Origin of the sequence: Streptomyces sp. PR69 (assembly GCF_026420845.1) — a bacterium.
Classification (GTDB): Bacteria; Actinomycetota; Actinomycetes; order Streptomycetales; family Streptomycetaceae; genus Streptomyces.
The window spans coordinates 18319-41970 of record NZ_JAOWCB010000010.1 but is presented as its reverse complement, the minus strand read 5'-3'; the positions used below and the strand labels follow the sequence as shown (position 1 = coordinate 41970).

18 protein-coding genes are annotated in these 23652 nt (G+C 70.5%); 10 read left to right on the top strand and 8 right to left on the bottom strand.

The window, feature by feature from the left end; all coding sequences use genetic code 11:
• Positions 1–38: 38 nt before the first annotated feature.
• On the bottom strand, positions 39–416 hold the full coding sequence (locus OF819_RS12415; RefSeq protein ID WP_267243527.1) for a cyclophilin-like fold protein: 378 nt from the start codon (positions 414–416) through the stop codon (positions 39–41).
• Positions 417–622: 206 nt separating this feature from the next.
• Here OF819_RS12415 and OF819_RS12410 point away from each other — a divergent pair, with 206 nt between their 5' ends.
• From OF819_RS12410 to OF819_RS12390, 5 genes are all read left to right on the top strand, one after another.
• On the top strand, positions 623–2131 hold the full coding sequence (locus tag OF819_RS12410; protein WP_267243526.1) for a cytochrome ubiquinol oxidase subunit I: 1509 nt from the start codon (positions 623–625) through the stop codon (positions 2129–2131).
• Positions 2132–2142: 11 nt separating this feature from the next.
• Positions 2143–3192, top strand: a complete 1050-nt coding sequence (gene cydB / locus OF819_RS12405; RefSeq protein ID WP_267243525.1) for a cytochrome d ubiquinol oxidase subunit II — start codon at positions 2143–2145, stop codon at positions 3190–3192.
• A gap of 14 nt (positions 3193–3206) precedes the next feature.
• Complete coding sequence (cydD, locus tag OF819_RS12400) at positions 3207–6806, top strand: thiol reductant ABC exporter subunit CydD (RefSeq protein WP_267243524.1); 3600 nt, start codon at positions 3207–3209, stop codon at positions 6804–6806.
• 37 nt (positions 6807–6843) lie between these two features.
• Complete coding sequence (locus OF819_RS12395) at positions 6844–8565, top strand: GAF domain-containing sensor histidine kinase (RefSeq protein ID WP_267243523.1); 1722 nt, start codon at positions 6844–6846, stop codon at positions 8563–8565.
• A gap of 136 nt (positions 8566–8701) precedes the next feature.
• On the top strand, positions 8702–9760 hold the full coding sequence (locus tag OF819_RS12390; RefSeq protein ID WP_267243522.1) for a M23 family metallopeptidase: 1059 nt from the start codon (positions 8702–8704) through the stop codon (positions 9758–9760).
• A gap of 112 nt (positions 9761–9872) precedes the next feature.
• On the opposite strand, the gene OF819_RS12385 is transcribed toward OF819_RS12390, so the two are convergent.
• The gene (locus tag OF819_RS12385; RefSeq protein ID WP_267243521.1) at positions 9873–10739 is read right to left on the bottom strand and encodes a Cof-type HAD-IIB family hydrolase; all 867 of its coding nucleotides are present in this window, start codon (positions 10737–10739) and stop codon (positions 9873–9875) included.
• A 139-nt stretch (positions 10740–10878) separates the two neighbouring features.
• Between OF819_RS12385 and OF819_RS12380 the strand changes: the two genes are divergently transcribed.
• Positions 10879–11775 carry an LLM class flavin-dependent oxidoreductase gene (locus OF819_RS12380; RefSeq protein WP_267243520.1) on the top strand — a complete coding sequence of 299 codons (897 nt, stop codon included), beginning with the start codon at positions 10879–10881 and terminating at the stop codon, positions 11773–11775.
• Positions 11776–11889: 114 nt separating this feature from the next.
• On the opposite strand, the gene OF819_RS12375 is transcribed toward OF819_RS12380, so the two are convergent.
• The 3 genes from OF819_RS12375 to OF819_RS12365 are packed head-to-tail and all read right to left on the bottom strand — an operon-like array spanning position 11890 to position 15532.
• Positions 11890–12843 carry a MerR family transcriptional regulator gene (locus OF819_RS12375; RefSeq protein WP_267243519.1) on the bottom strand — a complete coding sequence of 318 codons (954 nt, stop codon included), beginning with the start codon at positions 12841–12843 and terminating at the stop codon, positions 11890–11892.
• Positions 12840–14657, bottom strand: coding sequence for an SDR family oxidoreductase (locus OF819_RS12370; protein ID WP_267243518.1), 1818 nt, complete (start codon positions 14655–14657; stop codon positions 12840–12842). Before OF819_RS12370 ends, OF819_RS12375 begins: the two co-directional genes overlap by 4 nt.
• Positions 14658–14689: 32 nt before the next feature.
• The gene (locus OF819_RS12365) at positions 14690–15532 is read right to left on the bottom strand and encodes a M24 family metallopeptidase (RefSeq protein WP_267243517.1); all 843 of its coding nucleotides are present in this window, start codon (positions 15530–15532) and stop codon (positions 14690–14692) included.
• 271 nt (positions 15533–15803) lie between these two features.
• Between OF819_RS12365 and OF819_RS12360 the strand changes: the two genes are divergently transcribed.
• The 4 genes from OF819_RS12360 to OF819_RS12345 are packed head-to-tail and all read left to right on the top strand — an operon-like array spanning position 15804 to position 19349.
• The gene (locus OF819_RS12360; protein ID WP_267243658.1) at positions 15804–16802 is read left to right on the top strand and encodes an ABC transporter ATP-binding protein; all 999 of its coding nucleotides are present in this window, start codon (positions 15804–15806) and stop codon (positions 16800–16802) included.
• Positions 16799–17689, top strand: a complete 891-nt coding sequence (locus OF819_RS12355; protein WP_267243516.1) for an ABC transporter permease — start codon at positions 16799–16801, stop codon at positions 17687–17689. Before OF819_RS12360 ends, OF819_RS12355 begins: the two co-directional genes overlap by 4 nt.
• Positions 17689–18600 carry an ABC transporter ATP-binding protein gene (locus OF819_RS12350; RefSeq protein WP_267243515.1) on the top strand — a complete coding sequence of 304 codons (912 nt, stop codon included), beginning with the start codon at positions 17689–17691 and terminating at the stop codon, positions 18598–18600. The genes OF819_RS12355 and OF819_RS12350 overlap by 1 nt, the downstream gene beginning before the upstream one ends.
• Positions 18601–18629: 29 nt before the next feature.
• The gene (locus OF819_RS12345; RefSeq protein ID WP_267243514.1) at positions 18630–19349 is read left to right on the top strand and encodes an ABC transporter permease; all 720 of its coding nucleotides are present in this window, start codon (positions 18630–18632) and stop codon (positions 19347–19349) included.
• A gap of 564 nt (positions 19350–19913) precedes the next feature.
• On the opposite strand, the gene OF819_RS12340 is transcribed toward OF819_RS12345, so the two are convergent.
• From OF819_RS12340 to pheA, 3 genes are all read right to left on the bottom strand, one after another.
• Positions 19914–20720 carry an HAD family hydrolase gene (locus OF819_RS12340; RefSeq protein ID WP_267243513.1) on the bottom strand — a complete coding sequence of 269 codons (807 nt, stop codon included), beginning with the start codon at positions 20718–20720 and terminating at the stop codon, positions 19914–19916.
• Positions 20717–21994, bottom strand: a complete 1278-nt coding sequence (gene serS, locus OF819_RS12335; RefSeq protein WP_267243512.1) for a serine--tRNA ligase — start codon at positions 21992–21994, stop codon at positions 20717–20719. The genes OF819_RS12340 and serS overlap by 4 nt, the downstream gene beginning before the upstream one ends.
• Positions 21995–22573: 579 nt before the next feature.
• Positions 22574–23509 (bottom strand): prephenate dehydratase, encoded by a 936-nt coding sequence (gene pheA, locus OF819_RS12330; protein WP_267243511.1) that lies wholly within the window; start codon positions 23507–23509, stop codon positions 22574–22576.
• Between the last annotated feature and the right edge of the window lie 143 nt (positions 23510–23652).

Here is a 23652-nt window from a genome sequence, read left to right as displayed (position 1 = left end):
GGCCCGACCCGGTCCGGCCCCGGTACGGCCTTTGTGGCTCAGGCCGGGTCGACGCGCTCCACGCGGACCGGGTCGCCGGAGCGGACGGTGGCCAGCAGACGGGGATCTCCGTCGAAACGTCCGAGGACATTGCACGGGCTGGCCAGTCGGCACTCCTCACCCCGGGAGATGGGGGTAGGCCCGTACGGCAGTGCCAGCGCATCGCCCTCCGTCCAGAAGGCGACGGTGCCCGGGTCCACCACCTGCCGGGCGTCCGGCTCCACGGCGACGGAGACCGGTGTGTCGAAATAGACCTCTTCGCCCCAGGTGTGGGCGGTGGAGACGAGCGGGAGAGCCCCCATGAGCGCCGTGCTCGTGGGGGTTTCCTCAAGGGTCGCGGTCAGCTGCCCGGCCGGCCAGGAGATGCGTATCTGCATGCGCGGATTCAACAATATGTTGAAGTTCCTGGGAAGGGGTGACCGAAAGGGGACCCCCCTGAAAGATCGCCGGAGCGGGTGGTTCATAATGCTTGTGAATGTGAACGCGTTCACAAGCTTGCCTTGTTTCTCCGGATATCGGAGGAATCAGAGGAATCGACAGGGCAGGCTGCCGCTGTGACCACGGCGATGTAAGGAGAAGCGACGTGGACCTGGCTCTGGCGCCCGAAACCCTGGCGCGATGGCAGTTCGGCATCACCACCGTCTACCACTTCCTCTTCGTCCCCCTGACGATCTCCCTGGCCGCGCTCACCGCCGGCCTGCAGACGGCCTGGGTGCGCACGGGCAAGGAGACGTACCTCAGGGCCACCAAGTTCTGGGGCAAGCTCTTCCTGATCAACATCGCCATGGGTGTGGTCACCGGGATCGTCCAGGAGTTCCAGTTCGGCATGAACTGGTCCGACTACTCGCGCTTCGTCGGCGATGTCTTCGGCGCCCCGCTCGCCTTCGAGGCGCTGATCGCGTTCTTCTTCGAGTCGACCTTCATCGGGCTCTGGATCTTCGGCTGGGACAAGCTGCCCAAGAAGATCCATCTGGCCTGCATCTGGATGGTGTCGATCGGCACCATCCTCTCCGCCTACTTCATCCTGGCCGCCAACTCCTGGATGCAGCATCCGGTCGGCTACCGCATCAACGAGGAGTCGGGACGGGCGGAGCTCACCGACTTCTGGGCGGTGCTCAGCCAGAACACCACCCTCACCCAGGTGTTCCACACCATGTCCGCGGCCTTCCTCACCGGCGGCGCGTTCATGGTCGGCATCGCCGCGTACCACCTGCTCCGCAAGAAGCACATCCCGGTGATGCGGACATCCCTCCGTCTCGGCCTGGTCACCGTGGCCGTCGCGGGACTGCTCACTGCCGTCAGCGGCGACCTCCTCGGCAAGGTCATGTTCCAGCAGCAGCCCATGAAGATGGCCGCTGCCGAGGCCCTGTGGGACGGCGAAGCCCCCGCCCCCTTCTCCGTCTTCGCCTACGGCGATGTGGAGAAGGGCCACAACAAGGTCGCCGTCGAGATCCCGGGACTGCTGTCCTTCCTCGCCAATGACGACTTCTCCTCCCATGTCCCCGGCATCAACGACACCAACAAGGCGCTCCAGGAGCAGTACGGCCCCGGCGACTACCGGCCCAATATCGCCGTCACCTACTGGGGCTTCCGCTGGATGATCGGCTTCGGCATGGCCTCCTTCGCCATCGGCATGGCGGGGCTGTGGCTGACCCGCAGGAAGTTCCTGCTGCCACCGGGGCTGAGGACGGGCGAGGACGAGGTGCCGCATCTGGTGCTCTTCCGGCGGAAGGCGCTGGGACCCCGGCTGAGCAGGTGGTATTGGCTCGCCGCCGTATGGACGCTCGGCTTCCCGCTGATCGCCAACAGCTGGGGATGGATCTTCACGGAGATGGGCCGCCAGCCATGGGTCGTCTACGGCGTGCTGCGCACCCGCGACGCCGTCTCCCCCGGCGTCTCCCAGGGCGAGGTCCTCACCTCGATGACCGTCTTCACCCTGCTGTACGCGGTGCTCGCGGTGATCGAGGTCAAGCTGCTGGTCAAGTACGTCAAGGCCGGACCGCCCGAACTCACCGAGTCCGATCTCAACCCGCCCACCAGGATCGGCGGCGACGACCGTGACGCCGACAGGCCCATGGCCTTCTCATACTGAGGAGTCGAGCAATGGAACTCCACGACGTCTGGTTCGTGCTGATCGCCGTTCTGTGGATCGGGTACTTCTTCCTCGAAGGCTTTGACTTCGGGGTCGGGGTGCTGACCAAGCTGCTGGCCCGCGACCGCGCGGAGCGGCGGGTGCTGATCAACACCATCGGGCCCGTCTGGGACGGCAACGAGGTATGGCTGCTGACGGCCGGCGGCGCCACCTTCGCCGCCTTCCCCGAGTGGTACGCCACCCTGTTCTCCGGCTTCTATCTGCCGCTGCTGCTCATCCTGGTCTGCCTTATCGTGCGCGGCGTCGCCTTCGAATACCGTGCGAAGCGGCCGGAGGAGCGCTGGCAGACCAACTGGGAGCATGCGATCTTCTGGACCTCGCTGCTGCCGGCCTTTCTGTGGGGTGTGGCCTTCGGCAACATCGTGCGCGGAGTGAAGATCGACGCGGAGATGGAGTACGTCGGCTCCCTCTTCGATCTGCTGAACCCGTACGCGCTCCTCGGCGGACTGGTGACGCTGACGCTGTTCACTTTCCACGGGGCCGTGTTCACGGCGCTCAAGACGGTGGGGGACATCCGTGGGCGAGCCCGGAAGGCCGCTCTGTGGCTGGGGCTGCTGACGGCCGTGCTGGCACTTGGCTTTCTGCTCTGGACTCAGGCCACACGCGGCGACGGCGCCAGCCTGATCGCGATGGCCGTGGCCGTGGCCTCGCTCGCCGGGGCGGTCATCGCCATCAGGGCCGGGCGTGAGGGCTGGTCGTTCGCCCTGTCCGGGGTGACGATCGCGGCAGCCGTGGCGATGCTCTTCCTGACGCTCTTTCCGAACGTCATGCCGTCCTCGCTCAACGACGCCTGGAGCCTGACGGTGACCAACGCCTCGTCGAGCCCGTACACCCTGAAGATCATGACGTGGTGCGCAGGCATCGCCACCCCTGTGGTGCTGCTCTACCAGGGATGGACGTACTGGGTGTTCCGCAAGCGGATCGGCACCCAGCACATCGCCGACACCTCGCATGTCTCGCACACTTCGCCCGCATCGCCTGCATCACCCGCTTCGCAGTAGGAGCGATGTTTCACGTGAAACCGATCGACCCGCGTCTGCTTCGGCACGCCCGTGCCACCCGGCTCTTCCTCGCCGCGGTGGTGGTGCTCGGCTTGGTCGGCGCCGGGCTGGTCGTCGCCCAGGCGATGCTGATCGCCGAAGTGGTGGTCGGGGCCTTTCAGCGCGGGCTGTCGGCCTCGGCGCTGGGGCCTTCGCTGGCGCTGCTCGCGGCGGTGGCGGCAGGCCGCGCCCTGGTCGCCTGGCTGACGGACCTGGCGGCGCATCGCGCCAGCGCGGCGGTCAAGTCGGAGCTGCGGGCACGACTGCTGGAGCGGACCGCCGTGCTGGGCCCCGGATGGGCGGGCAGCCAGCGGACCGGTTCGCTGGCCGCTCTCGCCACCCGTGGAGTGGACGCCCTGGACGACTACTTCGCACGGTATCTGCCCCAGCTGGGCCTCGCCGTGGTCGTCCCGGTCGCGGTGCTTGTGCGCATCGTGACCGAGGACTGGGTCTCTGCGGCGATCATCGTGGGAACGCTGCCGCTGATTCCCGCGTTCATGGTGCTCATCGGCTGGGCCACCCAGTCCCGGATGGACCGTCAGTGGCGGCTGCTGTCCCGGCTGTCGGGCCACTTCCTCGACGTGGTCGCGGGACTGCCGACGCTGAAGGTCTTCGGACGGGCGAAGGCGCAGGCCGAGTCGATCCGGGCGATCACCTCGGAGTACCGGCGCGCCACCCTGCGCACGCTGCGGATCGCGTTTCTCTCGTCCTTCGCTCTGGAACTGCTGTCGACGCTGTCGGTGGCGCTGGTGGCCGTCGGCGTCGGGATGCGGCTGGTCCACGGGGATCTGGACCTCTATACGGGCCTGGTGATCCTGATCCTTGCGCCGGAGGCGTATCTGCCGATCCGCCAGGTCGGTACGCACTATCACGCAGCGGCGGAAGGGCTGTCGGCAGCGGACGAGATCTTCCGGGTGCTGGAGACCGAGCCGAAGCGCGGGGGTACCGGCGAGGTGCCCCGCCGGCTGCGGCTGGAGCTGGAGGGGGTGACCGTCCGGCATCCGGGGCGCGCCGAGGCGTCCCTCGACCGCGCCTCGCTGACAGTGGAGCCGGGCGAGACCGTGGCTCTGGTCGGGCCGAGCGGGGCGGGCAAGTCGACGCTGCTCGATGTGGTGCTGGGGTTCACCGAGCCGGACGAGGGGCGGGTGCGGGTCGGCGGGGCCGATCTGGCGGGGCTGGACCCGGACCGCTGGCGCGAGCAGATCGCCTGGGTGCCCCAGCGGCCGTATCTCTTCGCCGGGACGGTCGCCGAGAACGTACGGCTGGCGAGGCCGGACGCCGACGCCGCCGCGGTCCGGGCGGCGCTGGCGGACGCGGGGGCCGCGGAGTTCGTCGCCGCACTCCCCCAGGGGCTCGACACCCGGATCGGTGAGGACGGCGCGGGCCTCTCGGCCGGCCAGCGGCAGCGGCTCGCCCTGGCGAGGGCGTTTCTGGCGGACCGTCCGCTGCTGCTGCTCGACGAGCCGACGGCGGCGCTGGACGGCGCGACCGAGGAGGCCGTCGTCGAGGCGGTGCGGCGGCTGGCCCGGGGCCGTACGGTCCTGCTGGTCGTGCACCGCCCCGCCCTCCTCGCGGTCGCCGACCGGGTGGTGGCATTGGGTGTGGACCCGGACGCGGCAGCGGGGCCGGAACCGGCCTCCGGCCGCCGTGCGACGGAAGAAACGAAAGAAACGAAAGAAACGGAAGAACTGGCTGCGGCGGAAAGGGGCGCCACACGCGCGGCGGCCCGTAACGCGGCAGCCCTTCATGCGGACGCTGGGAAGGGCGAGCACTCCGGGGACGGCGGTCACCGGGCCGCGTTCGCGCGGGTGCGCGACGCGGCAGACGGGCTGCGGGGACGGCTGGGGCTCGCGCTGCTGCTGGGAAGTCTGGCGCTGGGATCGGCCGTGGGACTGATGGGCGTCTCCGGCTGGCTGATCTCCCGGGCCTCCCAGCAGCCGCCCGTGCTCTATCTGATGGTGGCCGTCACCGCGACGCGGGCCTTCGGCATCGGCCGGGCGGTCTTCCGCTACGCGGAACGGCTCATCTCGCACGACGCCGTACTGCGGATGCTCGCCGGGACGCGGGTCGCCGTCTACCGCGGGCTGGAGCGGATCGCGCCCGCGGGACTGCGCCGCAGCCGGCGCGGCGATCTGCTGTCGCGACTCGTCTCCGACGTCGACGCCCTGCAGGACTACTGGCTGCGCTGGCTGCTGCCCGCCGGGTCGGCGCTCGTCGTCGGCGCGGGAGCGGTCGGCTTCACGGCATGGCTGCTGCCCGAGGCGGGGGCCGTGCTCGCCGCCGGGCTGCTGGCCGCCGGAGTCGCCGTACCCCTCGTCAGCGGGGCGTTCGCCCGCCGCGCAGAGCGACGGCTGGCCCCCGCCCGCGGGGCGCTGACCGTCCATGTCGTCGATCTGCTGCGCGGCGCCGCCGAGCTGACGGTCGCCGGTGCGCTGCGGGAGCGGCTTGGCAGGGCGCGGAAGGCGGACCGCGAGCTGACCCGCATCGCCGCCCGCGGAGCCGCGGCCGCCGGGCTGGGCAGTGGTCTGTCCGCGCTGATCTGCGGGCTCACGACGGCCGGCGCCGCACTCGCCGGGGTACGGGCGGTAGGCGAGGGACGGCTCGACGGCGTGGCCCTCGCGGTCGTCGTGCTCATCCCGCTCGCCGCGTTCGAGGCGGTCGCCGGACTTCCCGCGGCCGTGCAGCACCGACAGCGGGTCGCCCGCAGCGCCGAGCGCGTTTACGAGCTGCTCGACGCCCCCGTGCCCGTCACCGAGCCCGAGCACCCCGCCGTACCGCCCGCTTCGCCCTTCCCGCTTGAGCTGCGTTCGGCGGCCGCCCGGTATCCCGGGCAGGAGCAGAACGCCCTCGACGGCCTCGATCTGCTGCTCACCCCCGGCCGCCGGGTCGCCGTCGTCGGACCGTCCGGCTCCGGCAAGACCACGGCCGCCCAGGTGCTGCTCCGCTTTCTGGACGCACGGGACGGTGTGTACCGCCTCGGCGGTGTGGACGCCCGCACACTGGGCGGGGACGCTGTCCGGCGGTTCGTCGGGCTGTGCGCGCAGGACGCCCATGTCTTCGACAGCTCGCTGCGCGAGAACCTCAGACTCGCCCGGCCGGGTGCGAGCGAGTCGGAGCTGCGTGACGCCCTGGCCGCGGCACGGCTCCTTCCGTGGGCGGACACGCTGCCGGAAGGGCTCGACACCCTGGTCGGCGAGCACGGGGCCCGGCTTTCCGGAGGCCAGCGGCAGCGTCTCGCGCTGGCCCGCGCCCTCCTCGCCGACTTCCCCGTACTCGTCCTGGACGAGCCCGCCGAACACCTCGATCTGGCGACGGCCGACGCGCTGACACGGGATCTGCTGAGCGCGACGGAGGGCCGCACCACCGTGCTGATCACCCACCGGCTGCGGGGGCTGGAGGACGTCGACGAGATCGTGGTCCTGGACGAGGGGCGGACCGTGCAGCGGGGCGCATACGGGGAACTGGCCTCGGCGGACGGGCCGCTGCGCCGGATGCTGGAGCGCGAGCGGGCCGCTGATCTGCTCGTCGGCTCTCCCGCGTCGGGCGTCTCGGCAGGCGCGGACCTCGGAAGCTGACTTTCCTCATGAAATTGGACTTATTAGTCTCAAGGTCATGACAGTGCCCGAGCCGAAGGACGATCCGCTCGAAGCCGCGACCGCGGCGACCCGCAGCCTTCAGGGCCTGTCCAGCGAGCTGACCGCGCGCGTGCCGCAGCTGCTGGAGGCGATGCGGTCCGTCGGCACCGGCCTTGAGCTGCACTCCACCCTCAACCGCATCTGCGAGACCGCCGCCGAGCTGGCCGACGCCCGCTATGCCGCGATCGGCGTCATAGACGAGGAGGGAAACGGCCTCTCGGACTTTGTGACCCATGGAGTGAGCGAGACGGCGGCGCGGCGGATCGGCCGCCGCCCCGACGGGCACCGCGGGCTGCTCGGCGCGCTGATCCACGATCCGGTGCCGCTGCGGCTCGCCGATCTGACCGCCGATCCGCGCGCCGCGGGCTTCCCGCCCGGCCATCCCCCCATGCGTACCTTCCTGGGCGTTCCCATCCGGGTGCAGGGGCAGATCTTCGGGAATCTCTATCTGTCCGAGAAGCACGGGGGCGGCGAGTTCAACGACGACGATCTGCACATGGTGCGGGTGCTGGCCACCGAGGCGGGCATCGCCATCGGCAACGCCCGGCTGTACGAGGCCGCGCGGCAGCGCGAGCGCTGGATCGACGGCTCGGTGGCCGTCACGACGGCCCTCCTCTCCGGCGGCGACGCCGACGACGCGCTGACCGTCGTCGCCGAACAGGCCCGCCGGCTGGCCGACTCCGCCGCCGGCGTCGTGCTGCTGCCTGCCGAGGAGGGCGGCCTGGAGATCGTCGCCGTCAGTGCCGACCGGCCCGCCCAGGTGCTGGGCGTGGTCATCCCGCCGGAGAGCCCTGTGGCGGCGCAACTGCTCGCCGGGAAGGCCGTTTTCGTGACGGACGCGGCGACCGATCCGCGTATGGTCACCCGGCTGGCGCGTCAGTACGGGCCCAGCATGATGCTGCCGCTGCAGAGCGGCGGACGGGTGCTGGGCGCGCTGGCCACCCCCCGCGAGCCCGGCGCCCGTCCCTTCACCGAAGCCGAGCGGACCCTGGCCACGCAGTTCGCCTCGCAGGCGGCGCTCGCGCTGATGATGGCGGAGGCCCAGCGCGACCGGGAGCGGCTCGCGGTCTTTGAGGACCGCGACCGAATCGCCCGCGATCTGCACGATCTGGTGATCCAGCGGCTGTTCGCCACGGGAATGCTGCTGGAGAGCGCCCACCGCCAGTCCGTGACGCCCGCGCTGCGGGAGGGAGTGGGCAAGGCGGTCGATGAGCTGGATGTGACCATCCAGGAGATCCGCACGGCCATCTTCGCCCTGCAGCAGGGGCCCGCGGAGGCCCCCGCGGGCCTGCGCACCCGCGTTCTGCGAGAGATCAACATGGCTGCTGTGCCCCTCGGCTTCAAGCCCGCGCACCGCTTCATCGGGCCGGTCGACGCGGCCGTCGGAGAGCTCACCGGCAAGAATCTGATCGCCGCGCTGCGGGAGGCGCTGTCCAATGCCTTCCGGCATGCGGAGGCGACGCGCATCGAGGTCGTCGTCGACGCGACCGCCGTACTGCCGCCGGACGGTGTGGACGGCGTACGGCTGTCGGTCGCCGACGACGGCGTGGGCATTCCGGAAGGCGGGCGGCGCAGCGGGCTGCGGAACCTGGCGCGGCGGGCTGAGGCATTGGGCGGGTCGAGCTTCTGCGGCCCGGGGATCGGCGAGGACGGCGGGGGTACGACGGTGATCTGGGAGGCTCCGCTGTCGGTGATGTGACGGTGTAACCGCCGGCGCGGTCGGGCTCGGGCACGGCGGGGGCGGTGACGGCATGGGTTGGGCCAGCCGGTCGTACCGTGCCCCACACGCCGCACATGTACCACGGAACCCACGGACCACGGGGGACGATCCATGAATGCGCTTGATCCACCGCGACCGGCTGATGCTCGTCCCGGCGGTGCTGTGCGCGCTCCTCGGTACGGCGGCGGGTCCGGCGGCCTCGGCCGCGTACGCCTGGGACGGACCGGACACCACGACCAGCGCCGAGGTGGCGCGGCTCTTCGACGAGGCGGCGCAGGCCACATCGGTGTACGAGAAGGGCAGACGCGCCGCCGACGCACAGCGCACCAAGGCACTGCACCTCCAGGAGCAGCTGAAGAGACAGCGCGGTCAGCTCGCTGCCCTCCATGACCAGATCGGCGGAGTCGCCCGCGACCAGTACCGCACCGGAGGACCGCTTGCGCTCACCGCTCATCTGCTGCTGGCGAACAGCCCGGAGGAGATCATGCGGGCCCGGCGGCTGGCCTGGCAGGCCGAACTGGCCGTCAATCAGCTGCTGCAACGCGCCAGGCAGGCCGAGCGGCGGCTCACGGCGGCCGAGAAGAAGGCCAGAGCGGCCTGGCAGAAGCTCAAGGAGCGCAGGGACCGGCTGGCCGCGATCAAGAAGGACATCGAGACCAAGCTGGAGGCCGCGCAGTGGCAGCTCCAGGGGGAGGCGGACCGCAGGGTGGCCGCCGGCGCCTGCGGGGGCGCGGCGCGGCTGGAGCAGAGCGCGGATGTGCCGGGCGGCGTCGAGTGGGTGGCGCCAGTGGAGGGCTATGAGCTGTCCGCGGGCTTCGACAGCATCGGCGGACGCTGGGCGCACCGGCACACCGGGCAGGACTTCGCCGTCGACATCGGCACGCCGGTGCGGTCGATCGGCGCCGGGCGGGTGGCCTCCGTCTCCTGCGGCGGCGGCTTCGGCATCGAGGTGGTCGTCGAGCACACGGGCGGCTATTACTCGCAGTACGCGCATCTGGCCGCGGTCACCGTCGAGCAGGGGGAGCGGGTGGCGCCCGGTCAGCAGATCGGGCAGGCGGGGACCACGGGCAACTCGACAGGCCCTCATCTGCACTTCGAGGTACGGCTCACCCCGCACCTGGGCTCCGGCGTGGACCCGGCGCGGTGGCTGAAGGAGCACGGAGTGACGCTGTAACCGCGGGTGCGGGCCAACCGGTTGGGTGCGGGCCGGGCTGCTCAGGTACGGGCTGAATCGCGGGTGCGGTGCGGTGCGGTGCGGGCCGGGCTGCGCGCCCGTGGCGGTGAGATCAGCCCGCCGCGCTCCGGCGGCGGTTCGCGAGGATCTCCTCGATCACGACCGCGACGCCGTCGTCGTTGTTGGCCACCGTCCGTCCGGACGCCGCCGCGGTCACCTCCGGATGGGCGTTGCCCATCGCATACGAGGTTCCGGCCCACGTCAGCATCTCCACGTCATTGGGCATGTCCCCGAACGCGACGACTTCGTCGGCGGAGATCCCGCGCTCCGCGCAGCACAGCGCGAGCGTGCTCGCCTTGCTCACGCCCAGTCCGCTGACTTCGAGCAGGGCGCTGGGGCTGGAGCGGGTGAAGGACGCGAACTCGCCCGCAGCCGCGCGGGCCAGCGTGAGGAAGCCGTCGGGGGACAGCTCGCCGTGGTGGGCGAGCAGTTTGAGCAGCGGGGCGCCGCTGCCGGACGGATCCTCCTGGAGCAGCTTCTCGGCGGCGGCGACCGTCGCCCCCGGGTCCGTCTGGAACGGGGGGTACTCCGGCTCGTAATGGATGCCGGTCGTCAGTTCGACGGCGAACGACGTGCCCGGTGCGGCGTCGCGCAGCGCCTGTACGACGCTGAGCGCATGCTCCCGTTCCAGCGCGTGGACCTTCAGCAGCTCGCCGCCTGCGTGCAGATCCACCACCGCCGCGCCATTGGCGCAAATCGCCAGTCCATGGCCATGGACATGCGCGCTGACGACGTCCATCCAGCGGGCCGGGCGGCCTGTGACGAAGAAGACCTCTATCCCCGCCTCCTCCGCGGCCGCGAGGGCGGCGATCGTACGCTCCGAGACCGATTTGTCGTCGCGCAGCAGAGTGCCGTCGAGATCAGTGGCGATCAACCGGGGCGTGGCGGACAGCGTGCGGGGATCGGTGTCTGGGATCACAGATCCATTCTCCCGTATGAGGGCGCACGGGCGTGCGCCTGGTTGCACATCTGAGTGCGCGCCCCCTGAGGGCAGCGAGGACCTGGGGTTTCCTGTGCCGCATGGGGGCGTGTCAGCGGGAGCCCGTACCCTCGGCGTCATGCGTTTGAGCACCGTGATCCTCCCTGTCCGACGCTGGCACGAGGGCGGCCGTGACGAGTGGCTGCGCGCCGAGCGGCTCGGCTTCCACACCGCGTACACCTACGACCACCTGTCGTGGCGCACCTTCCGCGACGGCCCGTGGTTCGGCGCGGTCCCCACACTGACGGCCGCGGCCGCCGCTACCGAGCGGCTGCGGCTGGGCACGCTGGTCACCTCGCCGAACTTCCGCCATCCGGTGACCCTGGCGAAGGAGCTGATCTCGCTGGACGACATATCCGGCGGGCGTATCACCCTGGGCATCGGCGCCGGCGGTACGGGCTTCGACGCGACGGCGCTCGGCCAGGAGGCATGGACGCCGCGCGAGCGGGCCGACCGGCTCGCGGAGTTCGTCCCGCTGCTGGACCGGCTGCTGAGCGAGCCCTCCGTCACCAGCGACGGGGCGTTCTACTCGGCGGTGGAGGCCCGCAACATCCCCGGCTGCGTCCAGCGTCCGCGGCTGCCCTTCGCCATCGCCGCGACCGGGCCGCGGGGGATGAAGCTCGCCGCGCGGCACGGGCAGGCATGGGTCACCACCGGGGACCCCAAGCTGTCCGAGTCGGGCACCCCGGCCCAGTCCCGCGAGGCGATCCGCGGCCAGATCGACAAGCTCGACAAGGCGTGCGCGGACATCGGCCGCGACTCCGCAGAGCTGGACAAGATCCTCCTCACCGGCTTCACCCCGGACCGCGACGGCCCGCTGCAGTCCCTGGACGCCTTCGTCGACTTCGCCGGCCGGCACTTCGCGCTGGGCATCACGGAGATCGCCGTCCACAGCCCGATCCCGGACTCGGTCTTCGCAGCGGACCAGGCGGTCTTTGAACGCATCGCCACGGAGGCGCCGGCACAGCTCGCCTGAGGCAAGACGCCACTAAGAATTCAGTCAATGCAGGTGATCGAAAAGGTTTGATCCACAGCCAATCCGGGTTATCCACAGGCCCATTGGCCTCTCTGTGGACAACGCGCCCAGGATTCACGCCTGTTGGCGACCGTCCGGTGGGCCATGTCCCGTTGCGGTCAGCGTGTCCAACGTCCTTGCCTTAACCTCCCGTTCAGCCGCGGCCGCGATGAATGCGGCGGTGTCCTCGTCGCCAACGAGCCGCTGTACGGCCCGTATCGTCTCCGCGGGCAGCGTCACCGTCCGCGGAGACGACGCCATGGGCGGCGGGCCGTCCGGGCGCAGATGCTGCTGGAGGTGGCGCGTGGCGAACATCCGCATCGCGCGTGCCAGTTCGGCGTCCACGGTCTGCTGGGCCAGCGGGCGCAACCGCCGTACGAGCGCCGCGGCCTCGGTCGCATCCGCATCCGTCGGAGGCCGGTGCCCCAGATAGCGGGCGAAGACATGCTCCGTGGTGAACTCCAGAAAGCGGGAGGCGATGTGCTCGACCTGACCGCGAAGTTCCCTCAGATGCCCGGAGATCGCGGAGAGCGGCACACCTGCCGCGTACAACTCAACTGCCACCGCCAGCTCCTGGGGGCTGGGCACCAGAAACTCATCGTCCCGTCCCGGAACGGGCTCCAGCACGCCCAGCTCTATCGCCTCCGCCACCGCCTCCTCGTCCGGCTCCCCGCCGAATCTGGCGTCCAGCTCCGCGCGGGTGATCCGGGCCGCCTCCTCGTCCGACCACGGGCCCTGCACCTCGGCGACGAGCCCGAGCACCCCGCCCAGTCCACGGCCGGCGTCCCATGCCTCCAGCAGTTCCTTGATGGAGGCGAGGGTGTAGCCGCGGTCCAGCAGATCCGCGATCTGGCGCAGCCGGGCGAGATGAGCGGCGCCATAGACATTGGACCGGCCGCGCCGTTCCGGCTTCGGCAGCAGCCCGCGGTCCTGATAGGCCCGGATGGTGCGGACCGTGGCGCCGCTGCGCTGTGCCAGATCCTCGATCCGGTACTCGGCGACGGACTGGGTGGACTGCCCGGCCGTCACAGCCGGGGCTCCCAGCGGGCTATCGCGCGCAGCACACTCGGCGCGAAGCGGGACAGCAGCAGGGCCCCCCGTGCCTCCGGCGTCACCGGCGCCACCGCCTCATTGCGCAGTACGGCCCGCAGTACGGCCGTGGCGACCTTCTCCGGCGGATAGTTGCGCAGCGCGTACAGCCGGGCCGACTTCTTCTGGCGGCGTTTCTCCTCCGCCGCGTCGACCCCGGCGAAGCGGGCCGTGGAGGTGATGTTGGTGTTGACGAAGCCCGGACAGACCGCTGTGACGCCGATGTCCTTCGCGGCCAGCTCCGCGCGCAGACACTCGCTCAGCATCAGCACAGCGGCCTTGGAGGTGCTGTAGGCGGGCAGGGTCTTGGAGGGCAGATAGGCGGCGGCCGAGGCCGTGTTGACGATATGGCCTCCCTGGCCGCGTTCCGCCATCTGCCTGCCGAATATCCGGCAGCCGTGGATCACGCCCCACAGATTGACGTCGAGGACCGTGCGCCAGTCCTCGGCCGTCGTCTCCAGAAGGGGGCCGGACAGCCCGATGCCCGCGTTGTTGACCAGCACATCCACGATGCCGTACTCGGCGGCGACCTTCTCCGCGAGCTTCTCCATGGCCTGCTCGTCGCTGACGTCCACCGTCTCGCCCCAGGCGTCGGGAGCCCCGATCAGCCGGGACAGCTCCGCGGTCCTGGCCGCCCCGTCCCCGTCCCGGTCGACGGCCACGACCCGCGCCCCCGCTTCGGCGAAGGCGAAGGCCGTCGCCCTTCCGATGCCGCTCGCCGCCCCGGTCACCAGCACCAGCTGCCCGCCGAACCGCTCGGCGAAGGCCCCGCCCGGCGCGGGACGTGTGACGGCCGGCACGGCCGGCGGAGCGCCGGGACCGACGCCGTCCTCGTGCGCCGAGGCGAAGTCGGCGATCCAGGCGGCCAGCTGATCGGGCCGGCTGCGCGGAGCCCAGTGCTTCGCGGCGAGCGTGCGGCGGGTCAAGTCCGGTGCCCACTCGCCCAGATCGTCATAGAGCCGTTCGGAGAGAAACGCGTCGCCGGTCGGCGTGATGAGCTGAACGGGGACATGAGCGAAGGCGTCGGCCCTCGGCCGGCGCAGCCGGGCGCGGACATTGTCCCGGTACAGCCATGCCCCGTGCGCGGCGTCCACCGGCAGCGAAGCGGTGGGGTAGTCGTCCCCCGATGTCTTCTCCACCCGCTGGACGAGCGCGGGCCACCGCTTGCCGAGCGGCCCTCGCCAGGCCAGCTCCGGCAGCACCGGGGTGTGCAGCGCATACACGTACCAGGACCTGGCGCCCTGGCCCAGCAGCTGTCCGACTCGCCGGGGCGTGGGACGGCTCATCCGCTTCTTCAGCCAGTGCCCGAAGTGGTCGAGCGACGGGCCGGAGATCGAGGTGAAGGAGGCGATACGGCCCTCCGTTCTCCTGACGGTGACGAACTCCCACGACTGCACGGACCCCCAGTCGTGCCCCACGAGATGCACCGGCCTGTCCGGGCTCACCGCATCGGCGACGGCCAGGAAGTCATCCGTGAGCTTCTCCAGGGTGAAACCGCCGCGCAGCGGGACCGGCGCGGTTGAGCGGCCGTGCCCCCGGACGTCGTAGAGCACGACATGGAAGCGGTCCGCCAGCCGCTCGGCGACCTTGGACCACACCTCCTTCGAGTCCGGATACCCATGGACCAGCACGATGGACGGGCGGGAGGCGTCTCCCAGCTCTGCCACGCACAGCTCCACCCCGCCCGTACGCACCCAGCGCTCCCGCGCCCCCGGCAGCCGCGATGCCCCCGGCGAACCCGACGCCCTTGACATGCTCGACTCCTTCCCGGCTCGCACGCCCGCCATCAGATGTCCTCCCGCCAGCGCCGCACATGCGGCAGATCGTCATCCAGCCAGAACGCGCTCTGCTCCGGATCCCGGGAGTCGGTGACCACCAGGATCTCCTCGAACTTCGCGCCGACGCCCCGGAAGCCCAGGTGCGGCTCCACCGCCCACAGCCCCGGCTGCGGCGGATGGTCGGAGAAGCGGTACGGGCTCCACAGCGGCGACCAGCCCTCCCGGTGGCCGTGCAGGGCGTCGCTCGCCAGTCCCTTCAGCGCCTGGGTGCCGAAGCCGAACAGCGTCGGCGACCAGCGGCGCTGCCGCACCCGGTCGACCTTGTGGGCGATGACCCCGAAGGGATAGGCGCGGTGCCGGTTCGCATATCCCTGCCGGACCATCAGCCGGTCCACGTCCTCATAGATCTCCCGCAGCGGACGCCGCTCGCGCACCTCCCGCAGGATCAGCTCCCGGTGCTCCTTCAGATCGGCCATCAGCTTGCCGTGCAACGGGCTCGGCCCCAGGCATCCCGAATACCCGATGTCGGCGGTGCAGCCGCGGTACACCGGAGCCATGTCGAGGACGAACGGCATCCCCGGCTCAAGGACGCGACCGGTCGGAAAGAACTGCAGCGGTATCCGGAAGTCCGTGAAGGCCGTGCGGTCCCCGAACCAGGCGAAGGGCAGATGGAACCAGTCCCGCACACCCCGCTCGCGCAGCCACTCACGCTGCATCCGAGCGGCCTCGCGCTCCGTGACGCCCGGCTTCAGCTGCGCCGCGACCGCCTCAGCGCAGTCATACGCGAGACGCTGTGCTTCTCTGAACCCCCGCAGATCCGCGGTCAGTTCGCTTGCCACTGCCAAGGTCATGCCACCGTCCGTCCCTGAGCGGTACACCCGACGTAACTTGACACTGATGAATGTGACAATGCACGACGGCGACGTCAAGGGTCCTGCACGGCCTGTGGATAACCCGCCGCGCCTCCACCGGTCCCGCCTGTGGACAACCGACGAAAGTCGCGCGGCTGTGTTCTCTTAGGTCGTAGCCCCCTACGGGCCTCTACGCCTCGAGTCGGAGCCGGAACCAGCCGCCGAGGCTGACGACCCCTGTGTTCTGCGCCACTACCGTCGAGGTGTGACTGTGATCGCGACCGAAAGCCTGAGCAAGCGGTTCCCCAGAGTGACCGCTCTTGACCGGCTCTCGTTGGACATCGGCCCCGGTGTGACCGGCCTGGTGGGCGCCAACGGAGCCGGCAAGTCCACGTTGATCAAGATCCTGCTGGGTCTGTCGCCCGCCACGGAAGGCCGGGCCTCGGTGCTCGGCCTCGACGTCGCCACGAGCGGCGCCGCCATCCGCGAGCGGGTCGGCTATATGCCCGAGCACGACTGTCTGCCGCCCGACGTCTCTGCCACGGAGTTCGTCGTCCATATGGCGCGCATGTCCGGGCTGCCCCCGACCGCCGCCCGTGAGCGCACCGCGGACACGCTGCGCCACGTCGGTCTGTACGAGGAGCGGTACCGCCCCATGGGCGGCTACTCGACCGGCATGAAGCAGCGTGTGAAGCTCGCGCAGGCCCTCGTCCACGACCCGAAACTCGTCCTCCTGGACGAGCCGACCAACGGCCTCGACCCCGTCGGCCGTGACGAGATGCTCGGCCTGATCCGCCGCGTCCACACCGACTTCGGCATCTCCGTCCTCGTCACCTCGCACCTTCTCGGCGAGCTGGAGCGCACCTGCGACCATGTCGTCGTCATCGACGGCGGCACGCTGCTGCGGTCCAGCTCCACCAGCGACTTCACCCAGGCGACGGCGACGCTCGCAGTCGAGGTCACTGACTCCGACGCCTGCCCCGACGGCACGTCCGCGCTGCGCGAGGCGCTCACCGCGGCCGGGGTGACGCTGCACGCGGGCTTCGAGGAGGGCCTGCCCGGAGCCGGTCATATCGTCCTGCTGGAAGCAGCAGGCGAGGAGACATACGACATCGTGCGCGACGCCGTCGCCAAGCTCGGCCTCGGCCTCGTACGCATGGAGCAGCGCCGCCACCACATCGCCGAGGTCTTCCGCCCGGACGCCGCCGCGGCCCGCCCCGACGCCGCGGCCCGTCCGGCCGACAACGCCATGGAGGTGCAGGCCCGATGAGCGCCGATACCGCCACACAGATCCACAACATCGGGTACCGCAACTACGAGGGGCCCCGGCTCGGCCGCGCCTATGCGCGCCGCTCCCTCTACTCCCAGTCGCTCCGCGGGGCCTATGGACTGGGCCGCAGCGCCAAGTCGAAGGTCCTTCCGATGATCCTGTTCGGGGTGATGTGCCTGCCCGCGGCCATCATCGTCGCGGTCGCCGTCGCCACCGACCTGGATGACCTGCCGGTCGACTACACGCGCTACGCCATCGTGATGCAGGCCGTCATCGGGCTGTATCTGGCCGCCCAGGCGCCGCAGACCGTCTCCCGCGACCTGCGCTTCAAGACCGTCCCCCTGTATTTCTCCCGCCCCATCGAGCGGGTCGACTACGTTCTCGCCAAGTACGGGGCGATGGCCACGGCCCTGTTCATCCTCACCGGCGCCCCGCTGCTGATCCTCTATCTGGGCTCCCTGCTCGCCAAGATGGATCTGTCCGAGCAGACGCTGGAGCTGGGACAGGGGCTGGTCTCGGTGGGGCTGCTCTCCCTCCTCTTCGGCGGGATCGGCCTCGTCATGGCCGCGCTCACCCCGCGCCGCGGTTTCGGCGTCGCCGCGGTGATCGCCACGCTGACCATCACCTACGGCGCGGTCTCCACCGTCCAGGCCATCGCCCTTGAGACGGGCTCGACCAACGCCGTCCAGTGGCTGGGCCTGTTCTCCCCGATCACCCTCATAGACGGTGTGCAGAGCGCCTTCCTCGGCGCGGCCACCGCCTTCCCGGGCGGCAGCTCCGCCGCACCCGGTGCGGGTGCGGGTGTGGTCTATCTGCTCGTCGTCCTCGCGCTCATCGCCGGCTCCTACGGCATCCTGATGCGCCGCTACCGAAAGGTCGGTCTGTGATGTCCGTCATCGATATCGACCATGCCTCGCGCTGGTTCGGGAACGTCGTCGCCGTCAACGACGTCAGCATGCGCATCGGCCCCGGGGTCACCGGACTGCTCGGCCCCAACGGCGCGGGCAAGTCCACGCTCATCAACATGATGGGCGGCTTCCTCGCCCCGTCCACCGGCGCCGTCACCCTCGACGGGCAGCAGATCTGGCGCAATGAGTCGGTCTACCGGAAGATCGGCATCGTGCCCGAGCGGGAGGCCATGTACGACTTCCTCACCGGCCGGGAATTCGTGGTCGCCAACGCGGAACTGCACGGCCTGGGCAAGCGGGAGGCGCAGAAGGCGCTCGCCACGGTCGAGATGGAGTACGCCCAGGACCGCAAGATCGCGACCTACAGCAAGGGGATGCGCCAGCGTGTGAAGATGGCGTCCGCGCTGGTCCATGAGCCGTCCGTGCTGCTGCTCGACGAGCCGTTCAACGGCATGGACCCGCGCCAGCGCATGCAGCTGATGGATCTGCTGCGGCGTATGGGCGCGGAGGGCCGCACGGTGCTCTTCTCCTCCCACATCCTGGAGGAGGTCGAGCAACTCGCCTCCCATATCGAGGTGATCGTCGCCGGCCGGCATGCCGCGTCGGGCGACTTCCGCAGGATCCGCAGGCTGATGACGGACCGGCCGCACCGCTATCTCGTCCGGTCCAGCGACGACCGTGCGCTGGCCGCGGCGCTGATCTCCGACCCGTCGACCGCCGGCATCGAGGTCGATGTGACGGAGGGCGCGCTGCGCATCCAGGCCGTCGACTTCGGGCGGTTCACCGAACTGCTGCCGCGGGTCGCCCGCGAACACTCCATCCGGCTGCTCACGGTCTCGCCTTCGGACGAGTCGCTCGAGTCGGTCTTCTCGTACCTCGTAGCGGCCTGACGGCCCGACAGAAAGGAGCGGTGACTTCCATGTACCACCCCACAGTCGCCCGGCTCACCTATCGGGCCGTGCTCGGCAGGCGGCGGGCCGCGATCCTGTTCGTCCTGCCCGCCCTGCTGCTCGCCATCGCCGTCGCGGTGCGCGCCTTCAACGGCGTGGACGACCAGGTGGCGGCCGATGTGCTCGGCGGATTCGCGCTCGCCGTGATGGTGCCGCTGATCGGAGTGATCGCGGGCACCGGCGCGATCGGGCCGGAGATCGACGACGGGTCGATCGTCTATCTGCTCGCGAAGCCGGTGAAGCGGCCGACGATCATCGTCACCAAGCTGACCGTGGCGATCGCGGTGACGATGGTGTTCTCCGCCGTGCCGACCCTGATCGCCGGTTTCATACTCAACGGCAACGGCCAGCAGGTGGCCATCGCGTACACCCTCGCGGCGCTCGTCGCCTCGATCGCGTACAGCGCCCTCTTTCTGTTGCTGGGGACGGTCAGCCGGCATGCCGTCGTCATCGGGCTTGTTTACGCGCTGGTCTGGGAGACCCTCTTCGGCAGCCTGGTCCCGGGCGCCCGCACCCTCAGCGTCCAGCAGTGGTCGCTGTCGCTGGCCGAACGGATCGCGGGCGAGGGGCTGATCGGCTCCGATGTGGGCCTGCCGACCGCGGTGGCGCTGCTGGCAGGCGTGACGGCCGCGGCGACGTGGTACGCGGGCCAGAAGCTGCGGGTGCTCAAGCTCGCGGGCGAGGAGTGAGCCCCGCGAGGAGTGAGCCCCGCGAGGAGTGAGCCCCGCGAGGAGTGGGTTCCGCGAGGAGTGGGTCCCGTAAGGAGTGGGTCCCGCGAGCGGTGAGTGCAGTCGCGGGCGGATAATCCGGTGGCGTCCGCTGTGCCCGGAACGGCACAGTGGTGAGGCCACCAGCCGGGAGTGGAGCGCGACGGTGGACCGCCGGTGCGGGCAGTACGGGTGCGGTCCGTCGGGCTCCCGCCGGGGCAGCGCGGGGCAGGCCGCGGAGTAGCCACCGATGACTCCGCGGAGCCGCCCGGGAGCTGCCCAGGGGGCGGCCGCTTCGAGCGCGCATCCGCGCGGGCCGCCCCCTCCCGCACTACCCGGTGGCTTCGCCCCCAGGCCCCGTGCGGCGAGGGGCACGGCGGGGCTGCCGCCGCACCCGGTACGGCGGCTTCGCGCCGTACCTCCGTCGGACACCCCTGGACGGCGTCCATGATGAGGGGCACTTTGGGGGCTGGGGCAGAGCACCAGTTCGGGGACAGCGGTCGGCAGGCTGCGGCACCGCGAAGCGGATCAGGCCGTTCAGGCCGTTCAGGCGGTGCGGAGAAGATGCTCCAGGACCACCGCGATGCCGTCGTGTTCGTTCGAGGCCGTGATCTCGTGGGCGACGGCCTTCAGCTCGTCGTGGGCGTTGGCCATCGCCACGCCGTGCGCCGCCCAGCCGAACATCGGGATGTCGTTCGGCATGTCGCCGAAGGCGATCGTGTCCGCGGCCCGCAGCCCGAGGCGGCGGGCCGCCAGGGAGAGGCCGGTCGCCTTGGTGAGCCCGAGCGGCAGGATCTCCACGACTCCGGGGCCCGCCATGACCACGTCCACCAAGGTGCCGACGGTGGCCCTGGCCGCAGCGGCCAGGGCATCGTCGTCCAGTTCCGGGTGCTGGATGTAGATCTTGTTCAGCGGCGCGGACCACAGCTCCGACGGGTCGTCGAAAGGCACCACGGGAAGCGGCCCCTCCTGGACCCGGTAGCCCGCTCCAACCAGCACCTCGCCGTACAGTCCGTCCCTGCTGGCGGCCAGCGCCAGCGGGCCGACCTCCGCCTCGATCTTGGACAGGGCGAGGCCGGCGAGTTGGCGGTCGAGGGTCACCGAGGTCAGCAGCCGCTGTTCGCCCGCGTGGTAGACCTGGGCGCCCTGGCCGCAGACCGCCAGGCCCTCGTATCCCAGGTCCTGGAGGATATGCCGGGTCCATGGCACCGCCCGGCCGGTGACGACGATGTGCGCGGCGCCCGCCTCCGTCACGGCGGCGAGCGCGTCGCGGGTGCGCTGCGAGACGGTCTCGTCGGCGCGCAGCAGCGTGCCGTCGAGATCCGTCGCGATCAGGCGGTACGGCAGGCTCACCGGGCGACCGGCTCCAGCAGCTCACGGCCGCCCAGATACGGCCGCAGCACCTCGGGAACCCGCACGGAGCCGTCGGCCAGCTGGTGGTTCTCCAGCAGCGCCACGATGGTGCGCGGCACGGCGCACAGCGTGCCGTTCAGAGTGGCCAGGGGGGCCACCTTCTTGCCGTCGCGCATCCGCACGGACAGCCGCCGGGCCTGGAACTCATTGCAGTTCGACGCCGAAGTCAGCTCGCGGTACTTGCCCTGGGCGGGGATCCACGCCTCGCAGTCGTACTTACGCGAGGCGGACGCGCCCAGATCGCCGGTGGCGACGTCGATCACCTGGAACGGCAGCTCAAGGCTGGTCAGCCACTGCTTCTCCCACTCCAGCAGCCGCTTGTGCTCCGCCTCGGACTCCTCCGGCGCGACATACGAGAACATCTCGACCTTGTCGAACTGGTGCACACGGAAGATCCCGCGGGTGTCCTTGCCGTAGGTCCCCGCCTCGCGGCGGTAGCAGGGCGAGAAGCCCGCGTACCGCAGCGGCAGCTTGTCGGCGTCGATGATCTCGTCCATGTGGTACGCGGCGAGGGGGACCTCGGAGGTGCCGACCAGGTAGTAGTCGTCCTTCTCCAGGTGGTACACGTTCTCCGCGGCCTGGCCGAGGAAGCCGGTGCCCTCCATCGCGCGCGGCCGCACCAGCGTCGGCGTCAGCATCGGGGTGAACCCGGCCTCGGTGGCCTGTGCGATCGCGGCGTTGACCAGCGCCAGTTCCAGCAGGGCGCCGACGCCCGTCAGGTAGTAGAAGCGCGAGCCGGACACCTTCGCGCCGCGCTCGACGTCGATGGCGCCCAGCGCCTCGCCCAGCTCCAGGTGGTCCTTGGGCTCGAAGCCCTCCGCGCCGAAGTCGCGGATCGTGCCGTGCGTCTCCAGGACGACGAAGTCCTCCTCGCCGCCGACGGGAACGTCCGGGTGGACCAGATTCCCGAGCTGGAGCAGCAGGCGCCTGGTCTCCTCATCGGCCTCGCCCTGGGCGGCGTCGGCCGCCTTGACGTCGGCCTTCAGCTGCTCGGCCCGCTTCAGCAGCTCGGCGCGCTCATCGGGAGACGCCTTGGGGATGAGCTTGCCGAGCGACTTCTGCTCGCTGCGCAGCTCGTCGAAGCGGACGCCGGACGACCTGCGCCGCTCGTCGGCGGCGAGCAGGGCGTCGACAAGGCCGACGTCCTCTCCACGGGCGCGCTGGGAGGCGCGAACACGGTCGGGGTCCTCACGGAGCAGGCGAAGGTCAATCACCCCACCAGGCTACCGGTGCGGACTGGCCCCCACCTCACGCGATAGTGACATGCGTATCTTTTTGCCCGAATTGCCGGAATAGAGGTGAATTTCAAAAGCGTCAATGCGGCGGTCAAGGGAATCGCTTCCGATCACCGGATCAGGGTATGCGCCGCTGCGCCGGACGCCCCTGCCTGGGTGTGCTTGTCCACAGGAATGCGATCTTGCGGAAAGTTATCCACAGGGTGTGTGAACCGCCTGTGGACTGGGCTGGAGATCGTTCTGCGGTCCCGCGCTGCGGGGCCCATTAGTTCCCCTTCTCAACCCACTTCACACACTCATTCAGGTGGGAATTCCTCGCTCTAAAGAGTTGATCGAAGGAATTGAGGTGACACGGGGAATCCTGCACCCTGTGGACCGATCTGGAGTCAGTGAGGTGATTTGTCGACGATGTCGGGTGGCTGGCCGGTGGCGATGTCGACTTGTCCCCAGATCGAGATGGCCACCTGTGGATAAGTCCTGTGGACAGCGGGCGACGGTGAAAATCGGCAGGTACGACCGGCGGGCCGGGGACGGCGCGCCGCCGGGCGGGGCGGTCTCTCAGCCCCGCCCGTCCTGGCACCGCGCCAGCCAGTCGGACGCCGCCAGGAACTCCTCGTCCGTCGTCCCCTTCCGCAGCGGCCGCACATCCTCCGGCGAGACCCCGGCGCGCGGATACGACCCCAGGAACCGCACCTTCGGACAGATCCGCTTCAGCCCCATCAGCGCCTCACCCACCCGCCGGTCCGAGATATGCCCCTCCGCGTCCACCGCGAAGCAGTAGTTCCCGATTCCCGCGCCCGTGGGACGGGACTGGATCAGCATCAGGTTGACGCCGCGCACCGCGAACTCCTGGAGCAGCTCCAGCAGCGCCCCCGGGTGGTCGTCGCCCAGCCAGATGACCACCGACGTCTTGTCCGCGCCGGTGGGGGCAGCGGGCCTGGCCGGCCGCCCCACCAGGACGAAGCGCGTCTCCGCGTTCTCCGCGTCGTGGATGTCGGTGACAAGCGGCTCAAGGCCATAGGTGGCGGCGGCGAACTCGCCGGCGAAGGCGGCGTCGTAGCGGCCCTCCTGCACCAGCCGCGCCCCGTCCGCGTTCGAGGCGGCGGACTCCCAGTGAGCGTCCGGCAGATGGTCGCGCAGCCAGTTGCGCACCTGGGGCTGGGCCACCGGGTGCCCGGTCACCGTCTTCACCCCGGACAGCTTCGTCCCCGGCCGCACCAGCAGTGCGAAGGCGATCGGCAGCACCACCTCGCGGTAGATCATCAGCGGCTGTCCGGAGGCCAGCTCGTCCAGGGTCGCGGTGACCCCGCCCTCCACGGAGTTCTCGATCGGCACCAGTGCGGCCGCGGCCTCCCCGTTCCGTACGGCGTCGAGCGCCGCGGGCACCGACAGCATCGGCACCAGCTCCCGGGTGGCGGCCTCCGGGAGGGTGCGCAGCGCGGCCTCGGTGAAGGTGCCCTCGGGGCCGAGATAGGTATAGCGGGTAGCGGACATGCGTCATCCCTGCTGGCGGCTGGCGGGCGCGGTCATCAACGTCACCCTAATAGCAGGGTCGCAGGTCGCAGACGAGGTTCACGATTCCAGCAGCCGCCAGCCGCCAGCCGCCAGCCGCCAGCCGCCAGCCGCCAGCCGAAGGC

Coding starts and splice junctions, on each gene's coding strand:
- OF819_RS12380 (WP_267243520.1), top strand. CDS start 10,879: ATGCGTTTGAGCACCGTGATCCTCCCTGTCCGACGCTGGCACGAGGGC.
- OF819_RS12355 (WP_267243516.1), top strand. CDS start 16,799: ATGAGCGCCGATACCGCCACACAGATCCACAACATCGGGTACCGCAAC.
- OF819_RS12350 (WP_267243515.1), top strand. CDS start 17,689: ATGTCCGTCATCGATATCGACCATGCCTCGCGCTGGTTCGGGAACGTC.
- pheA (WP_267243511.1), bottom strand. CDS start 23,509: ATGTCCGCTACCCGCTATACCTATCTCGGCCCCGAGGGCACCTTCACC.
- OF819_RS12370 (WP_267243518.1), bottom strand. CDS start 14,657: ATGTCAAGGGCGTCGGGTTCGCCGGGGGCATCGCGGCTGCCGGGGGCG.
- OF819_RS12395 (WP_267243523.1), top strand. CDS start 6,844: ATGACAGTGCCCGAGCCGAAGGACGATCCGCTCGAAGCCGCGACCGCG.
- cydB (WP_267243525.1), top strand. CDS start 2,143: ATGGAACTCCACGACGTCTGGTTCGTGCTGATCGCCGTTCTGTGGATC.
- OF819_RS12365 (WP_267243517.1), bottom strand. CDS start 15,532: ATGACCTTGGCAGTGGCAAGCGAACTGACCGCGGATCTGCGGGGGTTC.
- OF819_RS12415 (WP_267243527.1), bottom strand. CDS start 416: ATGCAGATACGCATCTCCTGGCCGGCCGGGCAGCTGACCGCGACCCTT.
- OF819_RS12345 (WP_267243514.1), top strand. CDS start 18,630: ATGTACCACCCCACAGTCGCCCGGCTCACCTATCGGGCCGTGCTCGGC.
- OF819_RS12390 (WP_267243522.1), top strand. CDS start 8,702: ATGCGCTTGATCCACCGCGACCGGCTGATGCTCGTCCCGGCGGTGCTG.